Source organism: Bacteroides sp. OM08-11 (genome assembly GCF_003438665.1).
Classification (GTDB): domain Bacteria; phylum Bacteroidota; class Bacteroidia; order Bacteroidales; family Bacteroidaceae; genus Bacteroides; species Bacteroides cutis.
The window spans coordinates 202,410-228,814 of record NZ_QSTJ01000007.1 but is presented as its reverse complement, the minus strand read 5'-3'; the positions used below and the strand labels follow the sequence as shown (position 1 = coordinate 228,814).

Here is a 26,405-nt window from a genome sequence, read left to right as displayed (position 1 = left end):
CTCATGTGAGCGAGGCAAAGATAAATTCGTTTGTCCATAAAATATATGTGATTTATAAAACTATATTTTTGATGATCCTACATCTATTTCCTACAGCTAATACTCTATCTGGAATATCTTTTGTCACAACCGAACCTGCACCAACAATGCTCCACTTTCCGACTTTCACCCCTGGAATAATAGTGGAACCTGCACCAATCCACGTTCCTTCTCCTATTTCTACATTACCACAAAGTGTACAATGTGGAGAGATATGGACAAAATCATTTAGGACACATTCATGATCTACAGAAGCACCTGTATTAATTATACAATGTTTACCAATTCTGACATCAGACTGTATAATTGCTCCCTGCATTACTACTGTGCCTACATCTATTTTAGCTTCCTTTGAAATTATGGCTGAAGGATGAAAGGCCTTTCCAAAAATCAGTTTCAATCCCTCGGCTATTCTCTTTCTAATATAATTATTTCCTATACTGATAATCAATGGACCTCGAACTTCTCCTGACCGTAATACGGGATAATTCAGAAGCTGACAAAGCTTTTCATTATCATCAAATAGCGCTTCAACAGGTTCATGATTAGCACGAAGAATATCAATGATCACTTTTGCATGACCACTGGCACCATATAAATACATTTATCAAATAGATTAGTTATTTCCAGTAAAAGGTTCCATTGTAGCAGAAGTATCAGAACTGATACCTTCGCGCACAAACACTTTCCTTATTGTCATAAACACTATTTTCAAATCAAGCAGAAAAGAGCAATGGTCTACATACCAAACATCCAGCTCGAATTTCTTTGTCCAACTAATTGCATTACGACCATTGACCTGCGCCCAACCGGTAATACCCGGACGTACTTCATGGCGCCGCGCCTGTTCTTTACTGTATAAAGAAAGATATTGGGGAAGTAAAGGACGTGGACCTATCAAAGCCATATCGCCTTTCAATACGTTTATCAATTGAGGCAGTTCATCCATCGAAGTAGAACGGATAAATTTCCCAACTTGCGTCAAACGTTTATCGTCAGGTAATAAGTTACCGACTGTATCTCGTTCATCAGTCATGGTCTTAAACTTGATCACCTTAAAAATCTTGCCATTCTTTCCAGGACGTTCTTGCAAAAAGAAAACTCCCGCTCCTTTATTGACAAAATAAAGCCATAAGGTAATCAAAAACAATATTGGCCATATAACACTTAACACGCTAAATACAAAAATTAAATCAAAACATCTCTTCAAACAACAAACATACATAACTATTTACTGTATCTGATTAAGGCACACAAGAGTTTTTTTTAAATTATTGTAAGACTTTCTGTAATTGATTTATAATAATCTAACACTTTTTTTACATCAAAAACATTTTGAGCTTTCACATATGATGCTTCCGACATTTCTTTTTTTCTACTTTGTGGAAGTTCTATGAATTTTATCATTGCTTCTGCAAGAGCGAAAGTATCCCCAGGTGCTACTGAAAAACCATTAATTCCATCTTCTACAGTTTCCAAACAACCTGGATTAGTTGTTGTAATTATAGGACGCCCCATAGCGCAAGCCTCCATTAAAGACCTATTAAGTCCTTCCAAGTACTTACTAACAACAACCACAACTACTCCATCTCTAAGAACAAAAGATGGAACATCATCTGTTGTACCTAAATATTTAATAAAACCATTTTCATGATCACTTCTCACAATTTCCTCAGGAACCCCCATTGGACTATCAGTTACCAATGGCCCCAAAAGTTCTATCTCGATATTAGGATATTTACACTTTACAATTTTTGCAGCTTCAACATATTCACGATATCCCTTATCATAAAGTACCCGTGCAACCATCAAAAATCTTGTCGTTTCAAACTGCATTGGTTTATAAGGATATAAATCTAAATTGACTCCCTCTCCACCCTTGAACCAAATTAAGTTATCAGGTTTACAGTAATTACCACTAAGAAGCACTTCTGCATTTGAAATATTTAAGCAAATTACTTTAGTAGAACGCCTCAAAGCAAATTTATATAATTTACGAGCTATCTTTTTTTTAAATGATTTCCCCTCAAATACATATCCTAAACCAGCTAACATAGCAACACTTGTTAATTTATGCAATCTAGCAACTATCGTACCGTAAATATTAGGTTTAATTGTATAGTGAAATATTATATCTGGATTTTCTTTTTTGTAAATGCCATATAACTCCCAAAAATATCTAAAATCTGAAAAAACATTAATACTATTCGGATTAAGTGAGACAAGATACACTTTCCATTTTTTAGAAAGCTCACTTAAATTCATATCTGTTACCAACTGTTTTGCAACAACAATAACAACTTCATAACCCATTCTCTCATATTCATCAATAACTTCTTTACGAAAATGAATAAGACCATCTAAATAGTTATTACAAAAAAGAACTTTTTTCATATACAGATATTTAGAAACGACCAAATAAAACAGCTATTCGAAAAACAATATTTATACGTAATTGTCCAGTCACAAATTTAGGTGAAAAAAGAAGCTTCATTCGATATGCAATTTTTTTTCTATAGCATGCTACCCAAATCAACTGTTCCTTAATTATCATAGGTATATTATTGCTATGTGTTAATAAAAAGCTCTCAATTGCGATAGATCGTTCACAAGAATTATTCCAGAACATCATTAACCATCGTTTATATCTCTTTAAAGAACTTTGGTTTCCACCTATGACATTATTACCATGTTGCCGATAATAAATATGTACATCATCATCGTACACAACATTTCCTCCACAAATTAAACATACTTTATAGAGACTGTCATCATGCAAAAACATTTTATCAATATCAATCTTAATGTACAAATCCAACAAAGTTTTATTAAATACCATGACACAACCAGGACTTGGTTGCACCATGATTGCCTCTTCAACCGTCCTTTTAAATTTAGGCTTCATTTTCTTAAGAAAAAGAGGCTTTAAATCACTATCAACAAGTAAAGTTTGGCAAGTATACAAATTGGGAGATTTCTCAGACAAATTTGCTAATTTTTTAATTGCAGAAGAAAGTTTATCAGAAAACCAAACATCATCCTGATCCGAGAATGCAAAATATTCGTAAAAAGCTAAATGTTGAGAAGCATATTGAGCCAACTCAAAAAAACTTTTCTTACATCCAATATTAACTCCATGAAGTAATTTTATCTTTTTGTAATGATGGCAAAAATCATTAATAATATTGAGTGTTGCATCACTTGAGCCATCATCTCGAATAATCAATTCCACATCTACATCTTTCTGTTGAAGAATACTTTGAATTTGATTATGCAAAAATTTCTCTCCATTGTAAGTAGACATCAGAACTGCTACTTTGGGATAATTTATTTGTTTATCACTCATATAATAAGAAAGATTAATATCATGAAATTATCAATAAATGTTTTTGACAATTCATTTTTTCCTTGTCACATATTCTAATAATTAATAAACCCTCATATGCCCTATAATACTCAACCACTTCATGAACGAATTAATAAAAAATATTCTAACAAATATGCCCAATATTGTAAATAAATATTCTAATATTATACATAATATATAATCAGCTCTTCAAATACAATTTTATAAATATTTACAACACAAAAAACTATCAGATATATTTATTACTACCACTGTTATCATGATATCATATTTCCACAAAATATGAAACACTAGTAAATTCAAAATGCTATTCTTGATTTACTTTCAAACGATTACCTATATTATTTATTGCATATATTTTCTTTTTAAACAAGCTACAATTTTTTTATGGGAAATAATAAAAACTGAATGAAGCCTTTTATTGAAGCCACTTTTACATAACAATAAACAAACACTCAATAGTACAGTAATTATACACTTCCATATTTTTATGTATATAGCTACAAAAAATTTACTTCATTGTGAATTAAATTGATAAATGGACATTTTCAATACAATATTATAACATATTCATAGATATAACCTTTTGCCGAATTACCATAGCCCAAGTAAGAGCTGTCAACCCTATTGATCCAAGGAGAATGGGATTTGTTCCGGCTAGGATAAGGAACAGAATATATGTCAGCATAAATCGGCTAAAAAAAAGATCTTTTTCTGTAATATCTACACGTTTAAGCACAGGTATATAAAATAAAAGACCAAAATATACTCCTAATGGAACTCCATACATACGTAACAAATCAAAATATGAAAGTTCCGTAAAAGCAAGCATTTTATTATTACCTTTTGCATAAAACATACTTCCTACACCATCGCCAAATATAAAAGTTCTTACTTTCAAAATTTCTTTTTTATAAGATGCCACATTATCAAACTTTAATTCATTTGACTCTTCTCCTTTTTCTGTTGCCAATTTATATGTGAGATAAAAAACTCCAATTATTGCTATAAGTGAAACCATACGTATAAAATATTTACCAAATAACTTACTATCATAAAAATATATTAATAAAATTAATGTCTGCATAATCATTGGGGTACGCGATCCTGAAAATGCCAAAGCTAAATACATAAAAATGGAAATAATCAACTTAAATGGACCATGATACCTATATAAATGGTATACGAATGAAAACATAATAAAAGGACCAGATCTAAAATACAAACCATTTATTGGTATACCCAGGAACTCACGATCCACCGCCATCATAAAGTTTGGATTAATTGTTACAAGCGAATATATAGCACTGAAATCAATAAATATTGAAAAAGAAAGTAAAATTAAAGTTATTATAGATAAGACTAAACCATTAAACCATATTATTTTCAAAAGGACATTGAGATCCATTGTATTTAAATAAACAAATAAAAACACAAAAAGCATAGACATAATATGACTTAAAGCATAATCCAGATCTCTCAAAGTTCCTATAATATCAGCGTACATAACACTGAAAACAGGCAATAATACCATTGATAATATTATAACGAAGTTTATCCTCAAGATCTTTCTATTACTAGATTTAAATATACCATATATTGTCAATATAATAAATAGAATTATTTTTAAAGATGACGTATAATAACCTGTAGGATCAAACGTTAGTACTAGCAAGAACAATGTGTAGACTAAGTCTATCAATTTCATTTTCTAAAAAACTATAATTTTACATATTGCTTAAGAATAGAAAATAAAAAGGACCATGATCCTTTTGCTGAAATATACTTAAAACCATCTATAAGATGCCATTTTTTTATATAATAATGACAGGCAAAACGAGTTTCATTCCTCTTTATAGCGTCATTGACTAAACTTGAAGGAGGTAGAGCATTAAGTATGTCTCTCATTTCAGCTATACAGGTAATACCATTTTTTGTTGTATTGTTATTTTTATGGATTCTATAATAAGTCATTGTTCTATTTGCAACAGAAAAGCTAGACAATAATGATGCCTTCAAAAGTAATTCCCAATCTTCATATTGCTGAAATCTCGTGTTTACACCTCCTATTTGAGTAAATAGATTTTTTTTTATCAAGACACTTGAGAAAATAATATAATTCTCAATTAAAAGTTTTTCATACAAATTACCATCAAAACAAATATGTCTAATATGTTTTGTATATACCTTTCGCATATTATAATCAAAGCTATCCCCAAAAATCACATCAAACGGAGTATAAATGACCTCACACTTACCCGGAACAATAAGCTTTATTTGTTCCTCAATTTTATTATTAGCCCAAACATCGTCGGCATCAAGAAAATTTATATACTCACCATTTGCCTTTTCAACAGCTAAATTTCTTGCTTCTCCTAAATTAGTATGAGTTACTGCATAATAATAATGTATTCTATCGTCATCATAGTTTTTCACAATATCACTTGTCGAGTCTGTTGACTGATTATCCCAAAAAATAATTTCCCAATTTGTATAAGTTTGAGCAATAACGCTATCAATTGCTTCACGCAGATAAGTTTCCCCATTAAAACAATTGATAATGACTGATACCAAAGGCTGAAATTTTTTCATTAGTTGTTTATAATGCCTTTTTAAGAGTATTACATACATACACCACATCTTCTTCTGTCATATCAACATGAAGAGGTAGAGTTATTAGTTGTTTGTAAACCAAATCAGTATGTTTAAGTGTAGAATTATCTTGATTACTAGAAAAAAGTGATAATAGATGATTGGGACGATAGTGCATACCTGTAGCAACACCATTATCATTAAGAAATTGTTTAACTTCATCACGTTTTCCGTTAGTAATACGCACAACAAAAATATGCGGTACAACATCATCATAATTACACGGTATAATTTTCACACCATTCACATCGAATAATTCTTTCTGATAAATCTTAGCAAGACGTTGACGGGTTTCTTTAAATTTAGGAAATTTCTCCAATTGGGTATAACCAATAGCTGCCATAATATTACTCATATGATAACGCCATCCAGGTTGGTCTACATCAAAAATCCACGTTCGAGTACCAGTGAATCGACTATCGGTATCATTCTGTACACTAAGAAGGCGAGCATCCTTCACAATTCTCTGACACACAACATCTTCTGTAATAATCATTCCACCTTCTCCTGAAGTAATATTTTTAATACCATCCATACTAATACAAGTAATGTCGCCAAAAGAACCGATTTTCCTACCTTTATAAATTGTACCAAATGCATGCGATGCATCTTCAATAACTCGAAGATTATGTTTTTTTGCAAATTCATAAATTTCATCAAGATTACCAGGATTACCGGCATAATGGATAGGCATTATAGCTCTAGTTTTGGAAGTAAGTTTACGCTCAGCATCTACAAGATCAATAGTAAGAGTATTATCATCAACCTCACAAGCAACAGGTACACCACCAGTAGCACGAATAGCTTGAAAACAAGCAACGTATGTAAGCGATTGAACAAGAACTTCATCGCCTTCCTTTATGCCCACACCCTGAATGGCCAAATGTAAAGCTGCTGTACCAGAATTAACAAGGGTTACATCACGACCAAAAAATTCATGAAGATCCTCCTCGAACCTATGAACGTCCTGCCCCATACCAAGATATTCTCTCTTTAGTACATCTGTAACTGCATCTATTTCTTCCTGCCCAATACACGACTTTGATAATCTTATATTATTCATCTTTATCTAAGTTTAAATTATTTAACAATAGGAACTTCACGTTCCCATTTTTTCCATGGAGCTTTATCCTCTGCAAGAAGTGTTTCAAGCAGATTTTTTTCACGAATATTATCCATACATTGCCAAAATCCTCTATGTTTGTATGACATTAACTCTCCCTCATCCGCAAGTTTTGATAATGGACCTTTTTCAAAAATTGTCATATCTCCCTCAATATAATCAAATATTTTAGGTTCAAGAACCATATAACCCGCATTAATAGGTGCTCCATCCGACATTTCTTTCTCTCTGAATGAATGGACAGAGTTATCTTCATCAATATTGAGAACACCTTTCTCTTGTGCTTGAATCACAGCAGTAAGAGTTGCAAGTTTACCATGAGATCTATGAAAATCAAGCAACCTATTGATATCAACATCACAAACCCCATCACCATAAGTCATAAAAAAAGTCTCATTACCAACGTAGTTTTGAATACGTTTAATCCGACCACCAGTCAAAGTGTTATAACCAGTATCAACTATAGTAACTTTCCATGGTTCCAAACGAATTTGATGTATTATTATCTCATTCTTTCCTCTAGTATAATCAAAAGTTATATCTGAATTATGAAGGAAATAATTAGCAAACCATTCTTTAATATATTCTTGACGATAACCTGCACATATGATAAACTCTGTAAATCCATAATATGCATACTCTTTCATTATATGCCAAAGAATAGGCATTCCTCCTATCTCAATCATAGGTTTTGGCTTAAATACAGACTCTTCTGAAATTCGTGTACCAAATCCACCTGCTAAAAGAACTACCTTCATTTCTCTATATTGATTTTTGTGAAATCAAATTTTATACTACTCTCTTCTATAGGAATATTCACTTGTTCTGCTGGATCATGAGAAATATCAGCAACATTTAACAATATATTTTTCCCTTTATCAATACCAACAAACGCCATCCAAACACCCGGGGGAATAGTTATTCTTCTGTATAATTTAGGCTTTTCAGGTGATAAAGTTATTTCCATAAAATCTCTGTATGTAGATGAGTTTTCCCGTCCATCATAGAGAACAAAATGTACCTTCCCTACCATACAAACAAGATTCAGTGTCATTTTCGAATGACACTTCCATGCTTTTACCAACCCACAAAGAATACTTGAAAAATAAGCTTCACCAAAACTTATGTATCCTGGATCCACACATTTCATTGCGTGATAGACATCTCCCTTTGGATGATTAATTTGCTTAAGAGGTGTCAAAAGTACCCCCTCAATTTGATTTACCATAACTTATACATTTAGAAAGCCCATTCAAGATTTTGTTTTTTAGCCTCGGAAATATATTCCCTTATTTGCTTTTCTGTGAGAGCGTACATATCCTTATCCTTCTCTACGTAGAATGCATAATACCATTCTGCTATAAAACGTACACACTCCTTATAATGAAGAGTAGAATGCCAATGAAGATAAGCTAATGCCTTATCACAATTCAATTTTAACAAAGTAGCCTCCTCAAAAGGTATATCACCTGTCTGTTTAGCAGCCTTATCTCTATCAAGCCCCCAAAAAGAGGCCAAATCCTGAACCAACTCGAATACAGTCTTAGTCTGTTCAGCCTGAGGTCCAAAGTTATAAGGTTCGCCATTCCCGCTTTTACCTTCAGCCAAGTATTGTGCAAGTGTAAGATATCCGGAAAGAGGTTCAAGAACATGTTGCCAAGGGCGAGTCGCTTTAGGCGAACGAATTTCAACAGTCTCACCTTCTGAGAACGCCTTTATGCAATCCACAATTATACGATCTTTTGCCCAGTCTCCTCCACCAATTACGTTACCAGCACGCGTTATACCAAACTTTATATTAGACATCTTATTGATAAATGAATGCCAATAGCTCTTAATAACGAGTTCAGCAGCCCCCTTTGAACCAGAATATATGTCCTTACCACCTACTCTGTCTGTCTCACGATACCCCCAAATCCATTCAACATTGTCATAAGCCTTATCTGAAGTAATGAGCACACATGTACATTCCCAATCAATCTTCATGATAGCCTCGCAAACAACAGCTGTTCCAATAATATTTGTAGTCATTGTATTAAACGGCTCACGATAAGAAGTCAACACCAAAGCCTGAGCAGCAAGATGAATCAAAAAGTCGGGACGTACCTCCTGAACATAATCATTGAACTCCTCCTTATTACAAATATCACCATAATATTGGTGAAGCTTCCCTTCAAGCTTAAGAGTTTCGAACATTGAAGGATTCGTAGGTATACTCAAAGAGTATCCATAAACATCTGCCTCCATCATATGAAGCCATGTTGATAACCAAGATCCCTTGAATCCTGTATTCCCAGTGATTAGAACTTTTTTCCCCTTAAAAATATTGTTAAATGCCATATTTTGTAATATTATTTTAATTTTTCAAATATTCTTCTGACTCTTGAATATAATTTCCATGTCCATAATGGTTGTATAATATTGGAATCAATCATATCAAAAGTATAATTAGACTTCTTAAGATCTTTGACGAATTGTTGACCAACCGATGTTAACGAATGATACTGAACAAAGTGCTCTCTACTTAATATTGACACCTCATTATAATTGAAAGTTACTTTATCCATAATATCTTCAAAAGAAGAATTATTTGGTTCATAATCCTTCTCAGTAACAAGATGGCCTATATCATAATTTTTCCTCTCATGCAACATTTTAAAAATATAATCCCCATGTAAATCCTCAAGAGAATCATCCGTTACAACAGTAGGTATTCCCAACTTTGCTGATTCCAATGCAGACGTAGCTTGAGCAAACATTAAATCAATATTCCTCAACAAGAAATTATTGATATCGACATATCGAATCGATCTCGCCTTTCGTTGGTGATAATATGCATTATCAAAACCTAAATTATCTATTTCCTCTTGATGACTTCCATATCCTAAAACATACATTTCTATATGTCGTTTATTTCTCATTGCATAATCAGCAAGTTTCGATATAGCATATTTTAAAATCGGTGTCTTTTCATCGCATAATCTTCCTAACCAACAAACATTTAAGACCTCACTGTTTCTTGCACTTTTTAGTTCTCCATAATAATCCGAAGCTGGCACAGGCAGAAAATGATCCACCTTTTTCAGTTTTATAGGAAGATGTTTAATAGTTTCATATAACGTATCATAATCCATAAAATAAAGTGCTCCATGAGATATCATATCATCCACCATATTTGCAAAACCATGTATAAAGGGATAATACAGTAAAGCACATAGTTTATACAACCAATGATATTTAAATGTAAGTTCATCAAAAGGTACAGGTATCAATGTCGGTGACAAACAGCGAGCATGCAAAGTCCACCATACAATTTTAGTTCCAGAAGAAAGTTTCAAATTCTGAGGCCAAAAACTTGGATTAAATGATTGAAAAACAATTATTGCATCATCATCTATAAAACAAATCTCATTATCATCATATTGCAATAGCTTAACTTTATCTTCATCCGTAAGATTACGAGCCATAGCACCATCTGAATAATCTATTACAAAACACTCATAATCATGAGCATAATGAATTGAGAGCCAACGAGACATTCGAAGAAATAAAACCGGAACTCCCGATTCATCCATATAAGGAAAATAGAAATAAACACTTGTCATTGTCTCTTTCTTATGCATGCATATATATATTTCTTTTCATCTTTATCAACCCAAAGTAACCACATGAATAACAATGTGAAAATAGATATAAATAGCTTCCCAAGAAAACCATGGGCAACAGTGATATTTACTAAGTTTAACAGAATAAACTCTGCAATACAAAGAAGCACAATACTACTTAAACGCCCCCATTCCAAAGGTAACCTATAATATTTATTTGATATAAACAACAGTATCAGAGCTGCAACCAAATAAGTAAACATAAAAATATAAGCAGATACCGCTACACCATATTTCGGCAGAAGAAGAAGATTCAAACCACAATTAATAACTGTTCCTATAATAGGTACTATACTTTGATATACAAATTTATTATTAACATAAATTCCAAAATTAAAAATATCAGTCCATCCATAGAACAAATAACCTATCATTATTATTGGGTATATCTGTAAAGATATTATATATTCTTGTTGAGGAAAAAGCATTAACAATATATCATTTCCCCAAACCATACAAACAATGATAAATAAAGCAGATCCCATCGTATAATAACTAGCTATTTTTTTTATAAAGAAAACATTATCAGGACTCTTACGATATTCCATTCGCAAAGGGCTCCATACCAAAACAAAAGGGAGATAGATTAGAATCTGATACAAACATCCAATTCTATATCCCAAAGAATATATACCCACATCAGCAACAGATAGAGTTTCTTTAATTACAAATTTATCAAGGCTACCATATGCATACCCCAATAAACTACTTAATACTATTTGAGCACCATAATATAATTCTATTTTATAAGTCTCTTTAGATACATTTAGGCTTAAATCATCTTTACAGTCAAATAGCAATACCAGTAAAAGTATTACATTACTACAGACCAATCCAATAAAAGGGGCACAGACTTTAATCTCAGAAAACGTCAGAACTAAAATCGTAATAATAAAATTTAAAATTAATCCTGCCAAAGTTACTATCAAGTAAAAAAAAGATTTTTTCTTATATCTAAGAAGCAAAGTAAGTGTTGTTATCGGATAAGTTAAAGCATTACCTACCATGCACAAAACAAATGGTATTATAAGAGAGGAATCTTCTAAATAATAAGTACATATAGGTGACGCTAATAAAATCGATAAGACTATTAATAAGACACTTCCAAGCATTGAAAGCCACAATGTTCCTGAAACGATATCCTGATCTTTTCCCTTTTCCTTATAATCATAATAAAATCTACCTAATACACTTGATGCTCCAAGATAAAATACAGTATTACATGCCCCTACTATTACTAAAAGCATGTTATAACCTCCAAATTCCTCTAAACTAAAATATTTAGTGTAAAGCGGTAACAAAACAAACGCCAAAGCACTCTGAAGCGATGAAGTTAGTCCAAAAACTACCCCATGTTTCAAAAGTTGTTTAAGCCGTTGTCCTAATGATAACATTAATTTAGTGATTTACTTGAATGAGTTAATTAATGATACGACTATTTTTGCATCTTTAATACTCATAACGGGACTAATAGGAAGACTTAATTCTTCCATATGAATCCTTTCTGAAATAGGAAAGGATAATTTTCTCCACTCTTTATAACATTCTTGCTTATGTGGTGGTATTGGATAATGAATAAGAGTCTGTACACCGTTCTCTGAAAGATAGCGTTGTAACTCATCACGTTGTGAACATAGAACCGGAAATATGTGATAAACATTATTTGCATCTTTGGAATGAACCGGTAATTTTACCTTCTTATTATCTATATTCCCATAATAGTAATTTGCTATTTCTTGGCGATGCTTGTTGTCAGCAACCAAATAATGCAATTTCACGTCAAGAACAGCAGCTTGAATCTCATCAAGACGACTGTTTTTGCCCTTGTATTTGAATACATATTTTTTCTGTGATCCATAGTTTGCCAAAGCACGAATACAATCTGCAACATTTTTATCATTAGTGGTAACTGCACCTGCATCGCCAAAAGCACCAAGATTTTTACCAGGATAGAATGAGTGACCTGCAGCATCCCCCAAGGCACCGGTTCGAATACCATCATACTCACAACCATGAGCTTGGGCATTATCCTCTACAAGTTTAAGGTTATATTTCTTACACAATTCACCAATCTTACTCGTATAGGCACAACGACCATAAAGATGAACTATTAGAATTGATTTTGTTTTAGAAGTAATAGCCTTTTCAATCTTTTCATCGTCAATTTCAAGTGTATTTATGTTTGGTTCCACCAATACCGGTACCAAATTATTTTCTGTTATGGCAAGAATTGAAGCTATATAAGTATTTGCCGGAACAATTACCTCATCTCCTGGTTTCATTATACCAAGTTCTATATATGCTCTATATATCCAGATTAACGCATCAAGACCATTACCTACTCCTATACAATAAGAAGTTCCTATAAAACTGGCATAATTCATCTCAAAGTTCTTATTCTCATTACCCTGTAGATACCATCCACTATCAACTACACGATTAACAGCCTCCTGTAGTTCTTTAACATGACTATCAGTCACTGCCTTTAAATCCAAAAATTTAATCATATAATACTTAATCTAATTTCCCAGAAAAAAATAATCTTCTTTGCTGATAATCTCTAACATAATCTACAACTTTTCGAAGACCAATATATTTTAATATAGTTACACCATAATGGCGAATTTCTAATAATAAAGGTCGTTTTTTGTTTGTGAATTCTTTAATTGTATTAGTATATTCATTTGTCACTTCAAGAGACCTAAAAAAGTTCGCTCTATCCGCTGGCTCTCTTTGAGAATGTTCGATATTCTTATTACCAAGTAAAGCTTGATTATAATTGAATTCTTTAAAATCAGAACTTAAATGATCAAATAAATCTATACCACGATGTGTATTTAAAATAACGAGGCTAACACCCTTATTGTCAACAAAATCCGTATCTAAATATTCTAATCCCCAAAAATCTCCTAACAAGATGTCGGACCCTGCCCTAAGACTCTTTGCAGAGCAGTCAAAACAAGAAGGTCTAAGAATAAGATTACTTCCGAATCCACTCATGAAAGAATTATCTAACGGACCTTTAAAGTATCTTCCATCATTCATTTGAATGGAAAAAATATATTCTTTCCAACTTTTTGGATTTCGGAAGAATATACTCTTTATATCATCCAAACTTATATCATGTTTCTTACAAACTTCCTCAAGATACATCTTAAAGATCTTTGGCGATGGAACCCCATGGCAGAGAATCTCTACAGAAAATAGATTATTATATCTTTTCCTAAGAAATAAATTCAATCCCTTAACCTGACAAGAAACGCCACTGAACAAAACTTTACGGCCTTCTTTTAAGTGATTCTTAATTTGAACGTAAGTATCATTCAAGTTACTTTGCACATATTTTGACCCACGAAGATTGTCTAAATCTTCCAATTTCCCTACAACAGTATGTACTACTTGCTTTTGTTCATTTAAAGAAGCGCCATATATAATACCACCATTTTCTAATACATAACGTGCAATGGATGCGAATGCTCCACCTGATGAACTTTTGATCCGGCTGTCATCATAGTCCTTTAGTGCGTAAGTTTTCTTTAATGAAGGCTGTATATTTAAGTTATTCAGACAGGGGCATACTTTTTCACATAACCCACAATCAATACAAATTTCCTCATCAACCACAGGATAGAGGAATCCTTCCTCATCTTCTTTCATGTTTATGCAATGCTTTGGACATGCTAACGTACAACCTCCGCAACCACAACATTTCTTTTTATCAATAATTTCAATCATTATTATATTCACCAAAATATTTTAACAGTGCTATTATATAACTGCACTGATCGTAAGAAAGATTTTGATGGCATGGTATATAGAAAGCATGCTGTCCATAGAAAACGCTTGACTCTATTCCATTTGACTGCATAAACTCTTTTAGTTTAGGATAATTGACATTATCATTCCATTTAAAAAGAAATACACCAGGAATAATACCATCTTCTAGTTCGAAATATGGACGAATTCCTAAAGGTCGTAATTCTTCCTCAAATCTTTTGTAAACACATAATCTTTTTTCCTTAATATTTTCAAATTCTGAAACCAGATCCGACAGTTTACTAAGTATATACTTGGCATACATTTCATTAACATCAGCTTCCAAAGGAAACCGATTCGATGTTATGGCAGCGCCTAATTGCATCGGTAGTGCTTTAGGAAAACTATAAATGACAAAATCACTATATTTACCAATCTCAGCTTTTGAGCCATCAGAAAAGAATGTATGTGCACAATCTTCTACAATAGGAAATCCTAAATCTGCAACAGCTTTCATACCTTTATATGGATAACCAAATTCATGGTTTACGAATACCAATTTCGTATTTTTCTCGATTTTTCTTGACCACTTACAAAACTTCTCAATGACATTGGTGACACAACTACTGATGTAGAAATTAGCCGATGTCGTTAATATTGTAACTACATCATTTTTTTTTAAATGATAATTACTCAAAACTTTCTCAATAGCCAACCGACCCTTAGGTACTAAACTATAATTACCAAAACTTTCGTCTAAATAACTTTTACCAGCAGAGATTTTGATATCCAGTTTCTCATCTAAAGCACTAATCTCTGATGACGAAAAAGGTGATATAAGTACATGAGGAGTAAGTTCCCATGTCGGGTTAATGACATAACCCGAATATAATTTTCCCGTAGACATTATAATGTATATTGGTAAATATCACAAGCAACTCCTCTCCCCCCAAATCCCTCTTTTTGAAAGATTAAAGGTTCATTAAGCACTCTTCCCATCTCCTCATTGGATGTTCCAAAATCAAATATTGGATAACTACAATATTCTTGATTAATTAAATAATCAAAGAGCAAGTCTAACGCACCCATTTCTTTCCCCTCAAAATTTGCAGATATATATTGTGTATGAACAACTCGCTGAGTAATATACAATACAGAACCTCCAACAGGCTTCTCACCTTTATATGCCATATAGAGCTTTATATTTTTCGGGAATTTTTCTTTTAAAATAAGCATCTCATCCAATGTATGTACAGGAGCTGCTCCATACTTGTTTTTTAGATTCTCATCTAATATATTCCAAAAATCTCTCCAATTATCAGACAATCTAATTTGTATATCATTTGCTATCGCTTTTCTTATTCCAGACTTACGAGATTCAATAAATTTAATTTTATTATCTTGATAGATTGTTGCCGATATATTTCGACCAATGAGTTGAGCATTTGTCGTCCTAAATAACGCATAAAGATCTTCTTGTGCTGGAATATTTTGGAAAATAAAAGGAATTGATTTATATATTACAGAAGAAACCCCGTTATCCTTCAAATATTCATTCATAAAACTCCAAAGATTAACAATTTCTGCTGTAGTCGCTTTTTTATCAATCAACAGTCCTCCATAAGTCAATCCTTGATGCGAGTATAAGACACCACCGTCAATGTTAGCAGGTAAAAGGGCAAACAAATTACCTTTACGATAAATCATTAAAGAGAAATCATTGAATCTATAAGAATGATAATCCATATAATCACGAAGAAAAAGAAAAGTCGCATTGATGGAGTTTCTAACAAAAACATCCCATGTATTCTTATTCTCCTGTGTGAATTTTCTAATCTCAAACATTATTTATATCTTTAATATACTTCAAATAATCATTATAATTACGAATATAATCTTCCTCAGAATAGTTTTCGGAGGCTAAAACAAGACATATTGAACCAGAAGAAAATCCTTGCTCTGAAGCCCAAATACCAGGTTGTATATGAAGACCGTAAAAAGGTCTATTCAGTAATACAGTTCTTTTACTCTTACCATCATCAAGGAGTACCTCAAAACTACCACTAGCTGCAACAAGAAACTGATGACACTCTTTATGTGCATGAGCTCCTCGTGATTCCCCTCCAGGAATATCATAAGAATAAAAAACTCTTTTTACATCAAAAGGAAAGTGTTCATTATTATATGCTATCGTAAGATTACCTTTACGAGCTTCAACCTCTATTTTGGGAAGTTCAATAAGAGAACAATCATATACTGAAATTTTATTCATTACTCATCATTTTAAATATATCATAGTTATATAAATAATCATTTTCATCATATTTCGTTGAAGCTAACACAAGAGCAAGAGAATTCGTTGAAAAATTACACATTTCGCGCCACATACCTTCGGGAACATATAGCCCATAATAAGAACGATTTAAATGATAAGTATTCTTAATTTTTCCATCATCAAGGACAACATCAAAGCTACCAGAAAGAGCAACAATAAACTCGTTATTTTTTCGATACGCATGCCCCCCTCGACTTTCTCCACCAGGAACATCATAAATCCAATAGGAACGTTCTATTTTGAAAGGAATATCTTTGTATTCTTCTATAACAGATAAATTTCCTCGTGGATCAAAATGTCTAGACAGTTCAATAATCTTTGGTTTCTTCATATCAATGAAAAATTAATTAATCAATCAACGAACAACAAAAATTATCTAATTCCTTTTTTATTAATTCAAAATCACTCATGGACATAGTACTATCTTTCCAAATACCAACAAATTTTTTTGAAATATCAGGGTCAAAACATCTCTTTTTATTTAAATGAAAATTATCATCAAGATCAAGATATTCTAAGATTTTCTTATACTCGTTGTCATAGTCTAAACATATTGCTTCATAACTGACAATTAAAGAATCTTCAATATTGGCATTTAGAGGACTATACATAATTTTATACCATTGAATAAAGCTTCCTAAATCCTGAGGAATCCACTCAACTTTCTTGTAATTCGTCCAAGCATACAAATCTCGAGGATCTCGAGGAACAAAAATAGTTTTGAGATTTGGTAAATATTGCTTATTACGATCTATATCAAATTCAAAATCAGATAACAACTGATCTGCAACAAAATAATTTATATTTTCCGTATGAAAATAATTAAAAACAGAATTTAAAAAATTGCTACATAATTTTCTATAATCTACTTTTGACATTTTTTCTAGAAAATATATTGAAGCTGGAGTTCTTGGTAAATACAAGTATCCATTATAATAAGACTGATTAAGCTTTGGAAAAGAAAATTTTATGATAGTCTTTAAAAAACTTATAAAATATGGCCTTAATTCAGGCAAATTAAAGAGGTATGAACTACTAAAAAGACAAAAGGTTCGTTTAATCAAGGCATCTTCATGAAACAAATTATTAGATTCCACATATTTTTCTATTTCAAAAAGCCCTCCAGAAAGTCGAATAAAATCAACTTCTGCCATAGATTTATTTCTAGCTGTTTTACTACCTTCCACAGAAACATATCCAACAACATTACAATTTGAAAACTCACGTAATAAATCTACCACAGCTCCAGAACCTGAATACCCAAAACCTTGAACAGATACTATTTTATCAAACTTTGACTCTACAGGTTTCATTAGATCTGGCAATTCATATTCTTTCAATTCAGATATACATTTTTCAACCATTCCAACTCTATCATAACGATTGATTATATAGCCATATGGTAATATCTTCTGAAGAAAACTCTTTATATCCATAAATCTATTTATTTATAATGTTACGTAATAAAGAAGAAGAAATTCCATCTGTATGACTAAAATATTCTATTTTTGCTCCAAATTTCAAGAACTCTTCTTCATAATGATTATACAGATCAGTACCTTTCCATTCGTCCCCATGAAACATCACATCAAAATGTCTCTGTTTTAGAAAAGCAAGTTTATTCATATTTTCCTGTGGTACTACTTCATCGACAAATCTTATAGCTGCTACAATAGCTGCTCTTTGTTCATAAGGTATTACTGGTCTTTTATGCTTATAGGATTCGCAACATTCATCAGTACTAACCCCTACAATAAGATAATCACATTTTTCTTTTGCCCTCTTTAATAAATTAAGATGCCCTATATGAAACATGTCATAAACACCAGTTGTGTAGCCAATAATCATATCTATAAAAATATAAGATCTTTAACGATTAATATATAAACTCTACTATTACCCCCCAATATATCATCCATCCAGTTTGTCTATTTGGACAAAACTCCTCATTGTATTTCTCATCAAGAAAATAGTTTCTCATAGAGAAAGGAATCTCTGTCATAGCAGACACAGGTAGATCAACCTATACTTCCTGAGCATAATGATAAAAACAGATCCATCTTGAGGTTCACAATTCAATTGCTAATATATGATACACAACATACGTTCACACTTACAACGCATATCGTAGAAGTTATGCGAATAATAGAACTGAATTATATTCAGCATCCCACTCCAACTTCTCAACAAATCGTTTCAGACATCGTAACTTAAATTATATTACTGAATGTGAATACCATTACATATGAATATTCAATAAGACACGAAAAATGTCAAGGAAACCCAAATAGTTAAAATCCCCTTCTCTGAAATGTCATCTTTTGACTATCGAACAAATATATTGAACCTGAATACTTTGTGGCGAATATCCTTGTATTATTTCTCAGACAAATTATAGAGCCTTTTGTTTCTAAAATAAAATCTCTACATCGAAACAACAACAGAAAATGCTTCGATTTTATTTTATACTGAATAAAATTTTCAAAATCCGAGTCAGTGTACATAAGTAAAGCTCGCCATTAGCCATTGATTTCCCTATATCTTTTTTGAATGATAATTATTATCTTTATGTAGAATGACACCTATGTCACCCTCTTTTATAACTTTTTATACGTATACGTAAAACGTACTATTAAGTATATTAATACATATATACTATAGAAAGTTGGAAAAACGTGTGCCAAAGGTGTCATCGGCATTATACTAAAAATGACGAATGGTAATCTAAATATGATAGTTAGCAGCCTAAACATGATGATGAACAGTCTAAACATCATCATAGCGCCCGCCAATCATCAGTAAGAGTATTTATGTTTGTTATGCTTCAATCGGTTCTATCAGTGAAGGATGAATAAAAGCTGTAGCTACTGCCATGATACCTTGGATAGCCACTACAACACGACGATCACCTTTAATACGGATGAATTCCCCTTCTACCCCTTCAAAAATGCCACCGGTGATACGGACACGGGTACCCTTTGCCATGTTGACGCAAGTAGGGTCAAGATAAACGAGTTGCTGGTCAAAGTTACCGGCAACAGCGATGAAATTACGCATTTGTACATCGGGGATGGTGATGGGTTGGCGAGTTTCACGATCCATGATATAACGGATGGGAAGAACACTCCCCCGCACTTCTTTTATTTCATCGAGTTGCTTGCGGGTAGTATGGACAAACACCAGATTGTGGACTACCGGAACAAGCTTACGCATTTTACGCTCACCCTTTACGATGTAAATATAGTGCATCGGGATAAAGTTCTCAATCCCCTCTGCATCCAGATACTCTTTCAGAACAAGTTCCCGGCTATAGGTGATGCGCAAAGCATACCAATGCAATTGAAAATCTTTGTTTAATTCTGTATTGGAAGTTAAAATTTGAGAGCTCATTGCATCATTCTCGTCAAGACATTCTTTGGGGACACTGAAAAGAAGAAACTCTTTTCAATCAAGTAGTAAAGAAGTGATGTCAAGTTTAGTACTTTCATTGTCAAAATCAAGTTCCCCTATCGCAGGCGGAGCGGCTTGAACAACGATAAAAATAAACGCATTTATAAAAAACGTTTAATTGATGTGTGCAAAGATAAGGGCGATTTTTATATTGGCAAAATGTTTGATAAGAAATATTTCCGAATTATTGATATGTTCTACTTCTTCAACAAATTTCTTATTTGTTTTCCAGAAGTAATGAAGTGTCAATCTACAATAAGTTAACTTCATATCATACAATAAGTTAACTCAGCATATCGCACTTAGTTAACTTCTTGAGAATACAAAGTTAACATCCTACCGGAAAGGAAGTTAACTTCGTAAAAAATCAGAAATATGAATGTTCAAGTAAATACTGCAATTCTTTAGATATCTTCTCCTTTACTTCTTCCATCGGCACTTTACATCCCAATTCTTTTTGAAGGGACGTAACCCCCTTATCCACAAAACCACAAGGATGGATATAACTGAAATAACGTAAATCTGTATTCACATTGAGAGCCAGTCCATGCATGGTTACATAATGGCTGCTACGCACCCCGATAGCACAAATCTTACGGGCACGGGAAGTATCGCCTTCCAACCAAACACCTGTGGCTTTGTCCACCCGACCGGCTGTTATTCCATAAGATGCACATACACGGATTACAGCTTCTTCCAGCAAATGGACATATTCTTTTAACCCTAAAGAAAATTCTTCAAGGTTCAGGATAGGATAGCAGACCAATTGTCCCGGACCATGATAGGTGATATCTCCCCCACGATCGATATGATACAACGTCGCACCTATCTTTTGAAGTTGTTGTTCACTCAGCAACATGTTTGTTTCCTTGCCACTACGTCCCAATGTATATACATGAGGATGTTCGCAGAGAATAATATGGTTTACATACTCCTCACCTGCCTGCTTGGCATGCACAAGCGCGTCAAACCATTCCGTTTGCCTATCCCATGCTTTAGCATAGGGAATTACTTTCCAATCTACAGTCTCTAATTTCATAGAAGCAAATGTAACACACTTTTCTAAATTAACAGGCAAAAATTAAATATCTTCCGCCAAATTTTCGCAAAAAAGTGTACCTTTGTACAAATTAAAGACGACAATAGCTATGGAATTTCCACAAGTAGACCTACCCGTAGATATCATTGCATGGACAGATGTAACGGAAGATATTCTGAATATATATAAGCAGTCATGCCGACTCAAAGCATGTATTTTCGCCCTTTGCACGGAAGGTTCCATCACGGTATCCATCAATCTGATGGACACTGAAATCAAACAGGGAGACTTCATCACACTGCTTCCCGGTACTATCATCCAGTTTTACGGGCAGAAAGAAAAAGTAAGGATTTGCTTTGCAGGTTTTTCCGAGCACTGCCTCAACGGGGTCAATCTAATTCAGTCTACCATGTCGTCCTACTCCAATATATTGGAAACCCCTGTAATACCTGTCAACGAATTAATCGCTTCTTATTTCAAGGATTATTTTTCCTTGTTGGCACGTATCTCCACCGGACCCTATATGCCCAATACGAGAATGGCGCAGAATATATTGAACATCATCCTGTATGGCATAGACGAACTATATAGCAGCCGTCCACAAACACAAAAAGGTGCCAAAAGCCGGAAAGAGGAAATATGCCGTGAACTGATACAGTTGGTCATCGAGAATTATACGCGTGAACGCCGAGCACAGTTCTACGCCCACAAGTTGGGAATTTCACTGCAACATCTCAGTACTACTGTAAAACAAGTTACAGGAAGAAATGTGCTGGATATCATCGCCCATGTGGTTATTATCGACATCAAGGCTAAACTGAAATCCAGTAATATGACAATTCAGGAGATAGCCTATTCGCTGAACTTCCCCAGTGCTTCATTCTTTGGAAAATATTTTAAGAGACATATGGGGATGAGTCCGCTGGAATACAGGAACAGTTAGTATTTCAATTTCAGACTATTCAACATTACGGATATGCCCGCCAATGCCATGGCGACAGTTGCCAAAGTAGGTGTAAGCAATATTCCATAAACAGGATAAAGTATACCTGCCGCAAGAGGGATACCTATCAAGTTGTAAATCAACGCCCAGAATAGATTCTGATTTATCAATCCCGTAATCTGGCGGGACAGACTGAATGCTTTGGGTAATAACAAAAGATCCGATGTTTTCAATGTTACCATGGAGACTTCCATGGCGATGTCTTTACCCTCACCCATCGCAATACTGACATCTGCTGCTTCCAATGCTTGCGTATCGTTGACGCCATCACCCACCATCGCCACTGTTTTACCCTGTAACTGGAGTTCATGGATAAATGTCTCCTTATCTTCGGGCAAGGCATCGGACAGATAACGGATGATACCCAAACTATCGGCAACAGAGGAAGCGGTACGTTCACCATCGCTCGTCAACATGCAGACTTCAATATCCTGTCCGCGAAGTACTTTGACGGCTTCGGCGGATGTGGGTTTTATCTGATCTTTAATGGCAACAAAGGAAATCAACTCATTCTCACGACCAAAATAGATGATACTATTCCCATCCGATTCATATTGGGCAAGCATATCACCTAAAATATCAGACAGATAAACCTGATAATCTTTCAACAGTTTATGATTGCCCACCCAGTATACCGTGTCTTTATAAACCACTTTCACTCCCTTTTCCGAAAGTTTTTCGAAACTCTCCAGAATGGCAGGTTCCACGCTCTCATCTTTCTCCAAAACGGAAACGATCGAATTGATCAGGATATGATCGGTTTTCATTCCGGCAGCCAGAAGAATGTTTTTAAAATATTTTTCTTGGGTTTGTACCCACAGCCACCCCGTTATCGAAGGATGCCCCTCTGTCAACGTACCGGTTTTATCAAAAACAACGACGTCCACATCGGGCATTTGTTCCAAAGCCCATGCTTCTTTTATCAGGATGTGATTTTCGGATGCTCTATTTATGCCTACCATCAAAGCAACGGGCGTCACCAATACCAAAGCACACGGGCAAGCCATCACCCATACGGAAATGGCTGAATATACACCGTGGGAAACAGCTTCTTTTCCACCGAAAAAAATCCAGGTAATGAAAGTCAGGGCAGACAAGGCAAAAATAACGGAAATAAACCCTCCCGTAATGCGGGTACTGATGGAAGGTGCAGCATGCAAAATGCGTCTCTCCATCATTTTACCGGTCAGAGTTATAGCTACGACGATAGCAATCGTTTCATAATATACATGTGGCTCCAAACCACGAATATACCAAAAGCCGGGGAAAAAAGTATTGAATGCACTGAACAGAAAAGTAATGGTAATACTGATTGCTGCCAGTGTATCCATATTATAATATCCTACATAGAATTGTCTCCATGCACCTCTATATAAAGGGATACTGAAAAACAACAGGACAAAGATAACCAATATCAACTGTAGTACATTGATATATGGAATATGTACAAAGTTTTCAAGTACCACCAAAAGGATCATAAAAATCCATGCGATTGTAACCCGCAACTTCGAGTAAAAATCAGGTTTATTTTCAGCGCATCCTGTATCGTACATATCCAATACAGGATATGCTTTTCTGAATATATTGTTCATTCAATTTATGTTTTAGATTATTGTTTTTCTGCTTTGATTAAGCAACAACCGGAATGAGTGCTTTGTTCAACTAGTTTTAACCCTTATACAGAATAGATTTTTCTCTTTTTATGCGTACAGTTCACTAATATGTTCTATATTTGTCGATAAAGATTTATGATCGAAATGTTGATTTATAAACGAAATTCAATATGAAAAAGCAAACTGTCAGCCTACTTGTCCTTCTGCTTGCGACAAGCGGCTTTTTCTTTTCTTGCGGTAACATCATGAACAAAAACGCAGGGGCGTTGGAGTTTGACAGTATACAAGTGAACGAAACGGCTCATCTTTTCGGTGACACCGCCAAACCGGCTTGTAACCTTACCATCAATTTTGCGTATGCCGCAAAATCTTCCGACAACAAATTAAAAGACAGTCTGAATACTTACTTTCTTTCTGCCTGTTTCGGAGACAAGTATATATCGATGACACCTGAAGAGGCAGTAGAAAAATATACAGAGAAGTATGTTGAAGACTATCGTAAAGACTTGGAATCGATGTATAAGAAAGATGAACAGGACAAAGAAGATGGTGCCAGTATGGAAGCATGGTATTCTTACTATAAGGGTATCAACAGCCATATTCAACTATACCTCAAACATTTGTTGGTTTATCGTATCGAGTATAACGAATACACCGGTGGCGCACACGGTATCTATATGACAACTTTCCTCAATATGGATTTACGTACATTAGCCCCTATCCGTCTGGATGACTTATTCGTTAGTGATTATAAAGAGGCTCTGACCGATTTATTGTGGAACCAGTTGATGGCCGACAATAAAGTGACTACCCGCCAAGAGTTGGAAGATATGGGATATGCCACTACCGGAGAATTGGCCCCCACCGAGAATTTCTATCTTAGCAAAGAAGGAATTACTTTCTTTTATAATGTATATGACATCGCTCCATACGTGATGGGACCGGTGAAAATCACTTTGCCGTATGAAATGCTGCAACACCTGTTGGGAGACGACAATATGGTGCTGAACGAAGTACGTAACTCATAAATAGTAATTCATATTCAAATGGAACTTATTCTGAAGTATTTTCCGAATCTGACAGAAGAACAAAAAAGGCAGTTTGCCGCACTTTATGATCTCTATCTGGACTGGAATTCTAAAATAAATGTTATTTCACGCAAGGATATCGAGAACTTATACGAACATCACGTGCTCCATTCGCTGGGTATCGCTAAAGTTATCCGTTTTAGACCGGGTACGCAGATTATGGATCTCGGCACAGGTGGAGGTTTCCCGGGTATCCCTTTGGCTATCCTTTTTCCGGAAGTAAAATTTCATTTAGTAGACAGCATCGGTAAGAAAGTCCGTGTAGCTACTGAAATAGCAAATAGTATCGGACTGAAAAACGTTACTTTCCGTCATGCACGCGCTGAGGAAGAAAAACAACAGTTCGATTTTGTTGTAAGCCGCGCCGTAATGCCGTTGACCGATTTATTGAAAATCATTCGCAAAAATATTTCTCCCAAACAACAGAATGCCCTCCCCAATGGACTGATTTGCCTGAAAGGTGGTGAATTGGAACATGAAACCATGCCTGTCAAGAATAAAACAACCCTGTGGAATTTGAAGGAATTCTTTGAGGAGGAATTTTTTGAAACGAAGAAAGTGGTATATGTCTGTAATGGATAATTGATAAATCTGACATCATAAATCTTATCATGAAAATAAAGAGATTTGAATTTAATATGTTCCCCGAAAACTGTTATGTTTTGTGGGACGAAACCAATGAAGCGGTTGTTATTGACCCCGGTTGTTTTTATGAAGAAGAAAAGCAAACATTGAAGAATTTTATCATTAACAACCAATTGAATGTAAAGCATCTGCTGAACACTCATCTACACCTTGACCATATCTTCGGCAATCCTTTCATGCTGAAAGAATTCGGACTGAAAGCTGAAGCTAACCAGGCCGATGAGTTTTGGATTGACGAGGCGCCTAAACAAAGCCGTATGTTCGGTTTTCAATTACAAGAATCTCCCGTACCGTTGGGCACTTACCTGCACGACGGTGACATCATTGCATTCGGAAACACAAAACTGGAAGCTATTCATGTGCCGGGGCACTCACCAGGTAGTTTGGTGTACTATTGTGCGGCAGACCATTGCATGTTTTCAGGTGACGTCTTGTTTCAGGGGAGTATCGGCCGTGCCGATCTTACCGGTGGTAATTTTGACGAACTGATAGAACATATTTGCAGCCGTTTGTTCATTCTGCCCAATGAAACGATTGTTTATCCCGGGCATGGTGCTCCGACAACCATAGGGATTGAAAAAGCGGAAAATCCCTTCTTTAGATAACAAAAATACTTAATCAAATATCACC

General features: G+C 34.2%; 27 protein-coding genes. 4 read left to right on the top strand and 23 right to left on the bottom strand.

Features of this window, described 5'->3' with window-relative positions; all coding sequences use genetic code 11:
• Window positions 1-52: 52 nt before the first annotated feature.
• From DXC10_RS13530 to lipB, 22 genes are all read right to left on the bottom strand, one after another.
• Window positions 53-643, bottom strand: coding sequence for an acetyltransferase (locus DXC10_RS13530; protein WP_117738074.1), 591 nt, complete (start codon window positions 641-643; stop codon window positions 53-55).
• Window positions 644-655: 12 nt separating this feature from the next.
• Complete coding sequence (locus DXC10_RS13525; RefSeq protein WP_117738073.1) at window positions 656-1,264, bottom strand: sugar transferase; 609 nt, start codon at window positions 1,262-1,264, stop codon at window positions 656-658.
• Between the two features lie 41 nt (window positions 1,265-1,305).
• Window positions 1,306-2,433: a glycosyltransferase family 4 protein gene (locus DXC10_RS13520; RefSeq protein WP_117738072.1), complete on the bottom strand. Its 1,128-nt coding sequence runs from the start codon at window positions 2,431-2,433 to the stop codon at window positions 1,306-1,308.
• Window positions 2,434-2,443: 10 nt separating this feature from the next.
• Window positions 2,444-3,385, bottom strand: coding sequence for a glycosyltransferase family 2 protein (locus DXC10_RS13515; RefSeq protein ID WP_117738071.1), 942 nt, complete (start codon window positions 3,383-3,385; stop codon window positions 2,444-2,446).
• Window positions 3,386-3,965: 580 nt separating this feature from the next.
• Window positions 3,966-4,940, bottom strand: coding sequence for a hypothetical protein (locus tag DXC10_RS13510; RefSeq protein ID WP_147331318.1), 975 nt, complete (start codon window positions 4,938-4,940; stop codon window positions 3,966-3,968).
• A gap of 185 nt (window positions 4,941-5,125) precedes the next feature.
• The gene (locus tag DXC10_RS13505; protein ID WP_117738087.1) at window positions 5,126-5,998 is read right to left on the bottom strand and encodes a glycosyltransferase family 2 protein; all 873 of its coding nucleotides are present in this window, start codon (window positions 5,996-5,998) and stop codon (window positions 5,126-5,128) included.
• A 7-nt stretch (window positions 5,999-6,005) separates the two neighbouring features.
• Window positions 6,006-7,121, bottom strand: coding sequence for a DegT/DnrJ/EryC1/StrS aminotransferase family protein (locus DXC10_RS13500; protein WP_117738069.1), 1,116 nt, complete (start codon window positions 7,119-7,121; stop codon window positions 6,006-6,008).
• Window positions 7,122-7,138: 17 nt separating this feature from the next.
• Window positions 7,139-7,939 (bottom strand): glucose-1-phosphate cytidylyltransferase, encoded by an 801-nt coding sequence (gene rfbF, locus DXC10_RS13495; protein ID WP_117738068.1) that lies wholly within the window; start codon window positions 7,937-7,939, stop codon window positions 7,139-7,141.
• Window positions 7,936-8,409 (bottom strand): dTDP-4-dehydrorhamnose 3,5-epimerase family protein, encoded by a 474-nt coding sequence (locus DXC10_RS13490; protein WP_117738067.1) that lies wholly within the window; start codon window positions 8,407-8,409, stop codon window positions 7,936-7,938. Before DXC10_RS13490 ends, rfbF begins: the two co-directional genes overlap by 4 nt.
• Window positions 8,410-8,420: 11 nt before the next feature.
• Window positions 8,421-9,521 carry a CDP-glucose 4,6-dehydratase gene (gene rfbG / locus DXC10_RS13485; RefSeq protein WP_117738066.1) on the bottom strand — a complete coding sequence of 367 codons (1,101 nt, stop codon included), beginning with the start codon at window positions 9,519-9,521 and terminating at the stop codon, window positions 8,421-8,423.
• A gap of 11 nt (window positions 9,522-9,532) precedes the next feature.
• Window positions 9,533-10,804 (bottom strand): glycosyltransferase family 4 protein, encoded by a 1,272-nt coding sequence (locus DXC10_RS13480; RefSeq protein ID WP_147331317.1) that lies wholly within the window; start codon window positions 10,802-10,804, stop codon window positions 9,533-9,535.
• A complete protein-coding gene (locus tag DXC10_RS13475; RefSeq protein ID WP_117738064.1) occupies window positions 10,783-12,240 on the bottom strand; it encodes a lipopolysaccharide biosynthesis protein in 1,458 nt (485 codons plus the stop codon). Before DXC10_RS13475 ends, DXC10_RS13480 begins: the two co-directional genes overlap by 22 nt.
• 12 nt (window positions 12,241-12,252) lie before the next feature.
• Window positions 12,253-13,353 carry a DegT/DnrJ/EryC1/StrS aminotransferase family protein gene (locus tag DXC10_RS13470; RefSeq protein ID WP_117738063.1) on the bottom strand — a complete coding sequence of 367 codons (1,101 nt, stop codon included), beginning with the start codon at window positions 13,351-13,353 and terminating at the stop codon, window positions 12,253-12,255.
• A 7-nt stretch (window positions 13,354-13,360) separates the two neighbouring features.
• The gene (locus DXC10_RS13465; protein ID WP_117738062.1) at window positions 13,361-14,581 is read right to left on the bottom strand and encodes a Coenzyme F420 hydrogenase/dehydrogenase, beta subunit C-terminal domain; all 1,221 of its coding nucleotides are present in this window, start codon (window positions 14,579-14,581) and stop codon (window positions 13,361-13,363) included.
• On the bottom strand, window positions 14,574-15,509 hold the full coding sequence (locus DXC10_RS13460; protein ID WP_117738061.1) for a DegT/DnrJ/EryC1/StrS family aminotransferase: 936 nt from the start codon (window positions 15,507-15,509) through the stop codon (window positions 14,574-14,576). The genes DXC10_RS13465 and DXC10_RS13460 overlap by 8 nt, the downstream gene beginning before the upstream one ends.
• The gene (locus tag DXC10_RS13455; protein WP_117738060.1) at window positions 15,509-16,447 is read right to left on the bottom strand and encodes a GNAT family N-acetyltransferase; all 939 of its coding nucleotides are present in this window, start codon (window positions 16,445-16,447) and stop codon (window positions 15,509-15,511) included. The genes DXC10_RS13460 and DXC10_RS13455 overlap by 1 nt, the downstream gene beginning before the upstream one ends.
• The gene (locus DXC10_RS13450; RefSeq protein WP_117738059.1) at window positions 16,440-16,874 is read right to left on the bottom strand and encodes an FdtA/QdtA family cupin domain-containing protein; all 435 of its coding nucleotides are present in this window, start codon (window positions 16,872-16,874) and stop codon (window positions 16,440-16,442) included. The genes DXC10_RS13455 and DXC10_RS13450 overlap by 8 nt, the downstream gene beginning before the upstream one ends.
• Window positions 16,867-17,268 carry an FdtA/QdtA family cupin domain-containing protein gene (locus tag DXC10_RS13445; RefSeq protein ID WP_370448216.1) on the bottom strand — a complete coding sequence of 134 codons (402 nt, stop codon included), beginning with the start codon at window positions 17,266-17,268 and terminating at the stop codon, window positions 16,867-16,869. The genes DXC10_RS13450 and DXC10_RS13445 overlap by 8 nt, the downstream gene beginning before the upstream one ends.
• 16 nt (window positions 17,269-17,284) lie before the next feature.
• Entirely contained in the window at window positions 17,285-18,373 is a 1,089-nt protein-coding gene (locus tag DXC10_RS13440) for a hypothetical protein (protein WP_117738057.1), read from the bottom strand.
• A 4-nt stretch (window positions 18,374-18,377) separates the two neighbouring features.
• Window positions 18,378-18,785, bottom strand: a complete 408-nt coding sequence (locus DXC10_RS13435; RefSeq protein ID WP_117738056.1) for an adenylyltransferase/cytidyltransferase family protein — start codon at window positions 18,783-18,785, stop codon at window positions 18,378-18,380.
• Window positions 18,786-19,754: 969 nt separating this feature from the next.
• On the bottom strand, window positions 19,755-20,327 hold the full coding sequence (locus DXC10_RS13430; protein ID WP_101542538.1) for a UpxY family transcription antiterminator: 573 nt from the start codon (window positions 20,325-20,327) through the stop codon (window positions 19,755-19,757).
• Window positions 20,328-20,754: 427 nt separating this feature from the next.
• Window positions 20,755-21,465: a lipoyl(octanoyl) transferase LipB gene (lipB, locus tag DXC10_RS13425; protein ID WP_255419825.1), complete on the bottom strand. Its 711-nt coding sequence runs from the start codon at window positions 21,463-21,465 to the stop codon at window positions 20,755-20,757.
• Between the two features lie 70 nt (window positions 21,466-21,535).
• On the opposite strand from lipB, the gene DXC10_RS13420 reads away from it, so the two are divergent.
• Window positions 21,536-22,369, top strand: coding sequence for a helix-turn-helix domain-containing protein (locus DXC10_RS13420; protein ID WP_101542536.1), 834 nt, complete (start codon window positions 21,536-21,538; stop codon window positions 22,367-22,369).
• On the opposite strand, the gene DXC10_RS13415 is transcribed toward DXC10_RS13420, so the two are convergent.
• Window positions 22,366-24,021: an HAD-IC family P-type ATPase gene (locus tag DXC10_RS13415; RefSeq protein WP_101542535.1), complete on the bottom strand. Its 1,656-nt coding sequence runs from the start codon at window positions 24,019-24,021 to the stop codon at window positions 22,366-22,368. The genes DXC10_RS13420 and DXC10_RS13415 overlap by 4 nt on opposite strands.
• 191 nt (window positions 24,022-24,212) lie before the next feature.
• Between DXC10_RS13415 and DXC10_RS13410 the strand changes: the two genes are divergently transcribed.
• The 3 genes from DXC10_RS13410 to DXC10_RS13400 are packed head-to-tail and all read left to right on the top strand — an operon-like array spanning window position 24,213 to window position 26,380.
• Entirely contained in the window at window positions 24,213-25,070 is an 858-nt protein-coding gene (locus DXC10_RS13410; RefSeq protein ID WP_101542534.1) for a DUF3298 and DUF4163 domain-containing protein, read from the top strand.
• 18 nt (window positions 25,071-25,088) lie between these two features.
• Entirely contained in the window at window positions 25,089-25,712 is a 624-nt protein-coding gene (gene rsmG, locus DXC10_RS13405) for a 16S rRNA (guanine(527)-N(7))-methyltransferase RsmG (RefSeq protein ID WP_101542533.1), read from the top strand.
• Window positions 25,713-25,741: 29 nt separating this feature from the next.
• Entirely contained in the window at window positions 25,742-26,380 is a 639-nt protein-coding gene (locus DXC10_RS13400; RefSeq protein ID WP_101542532.1) for an MBL fold metallo-hydrolase, read from the top strand.
• The last annotated feature ends 25 nt before the right edge of the window (window positions 26,381-26,405 follow it).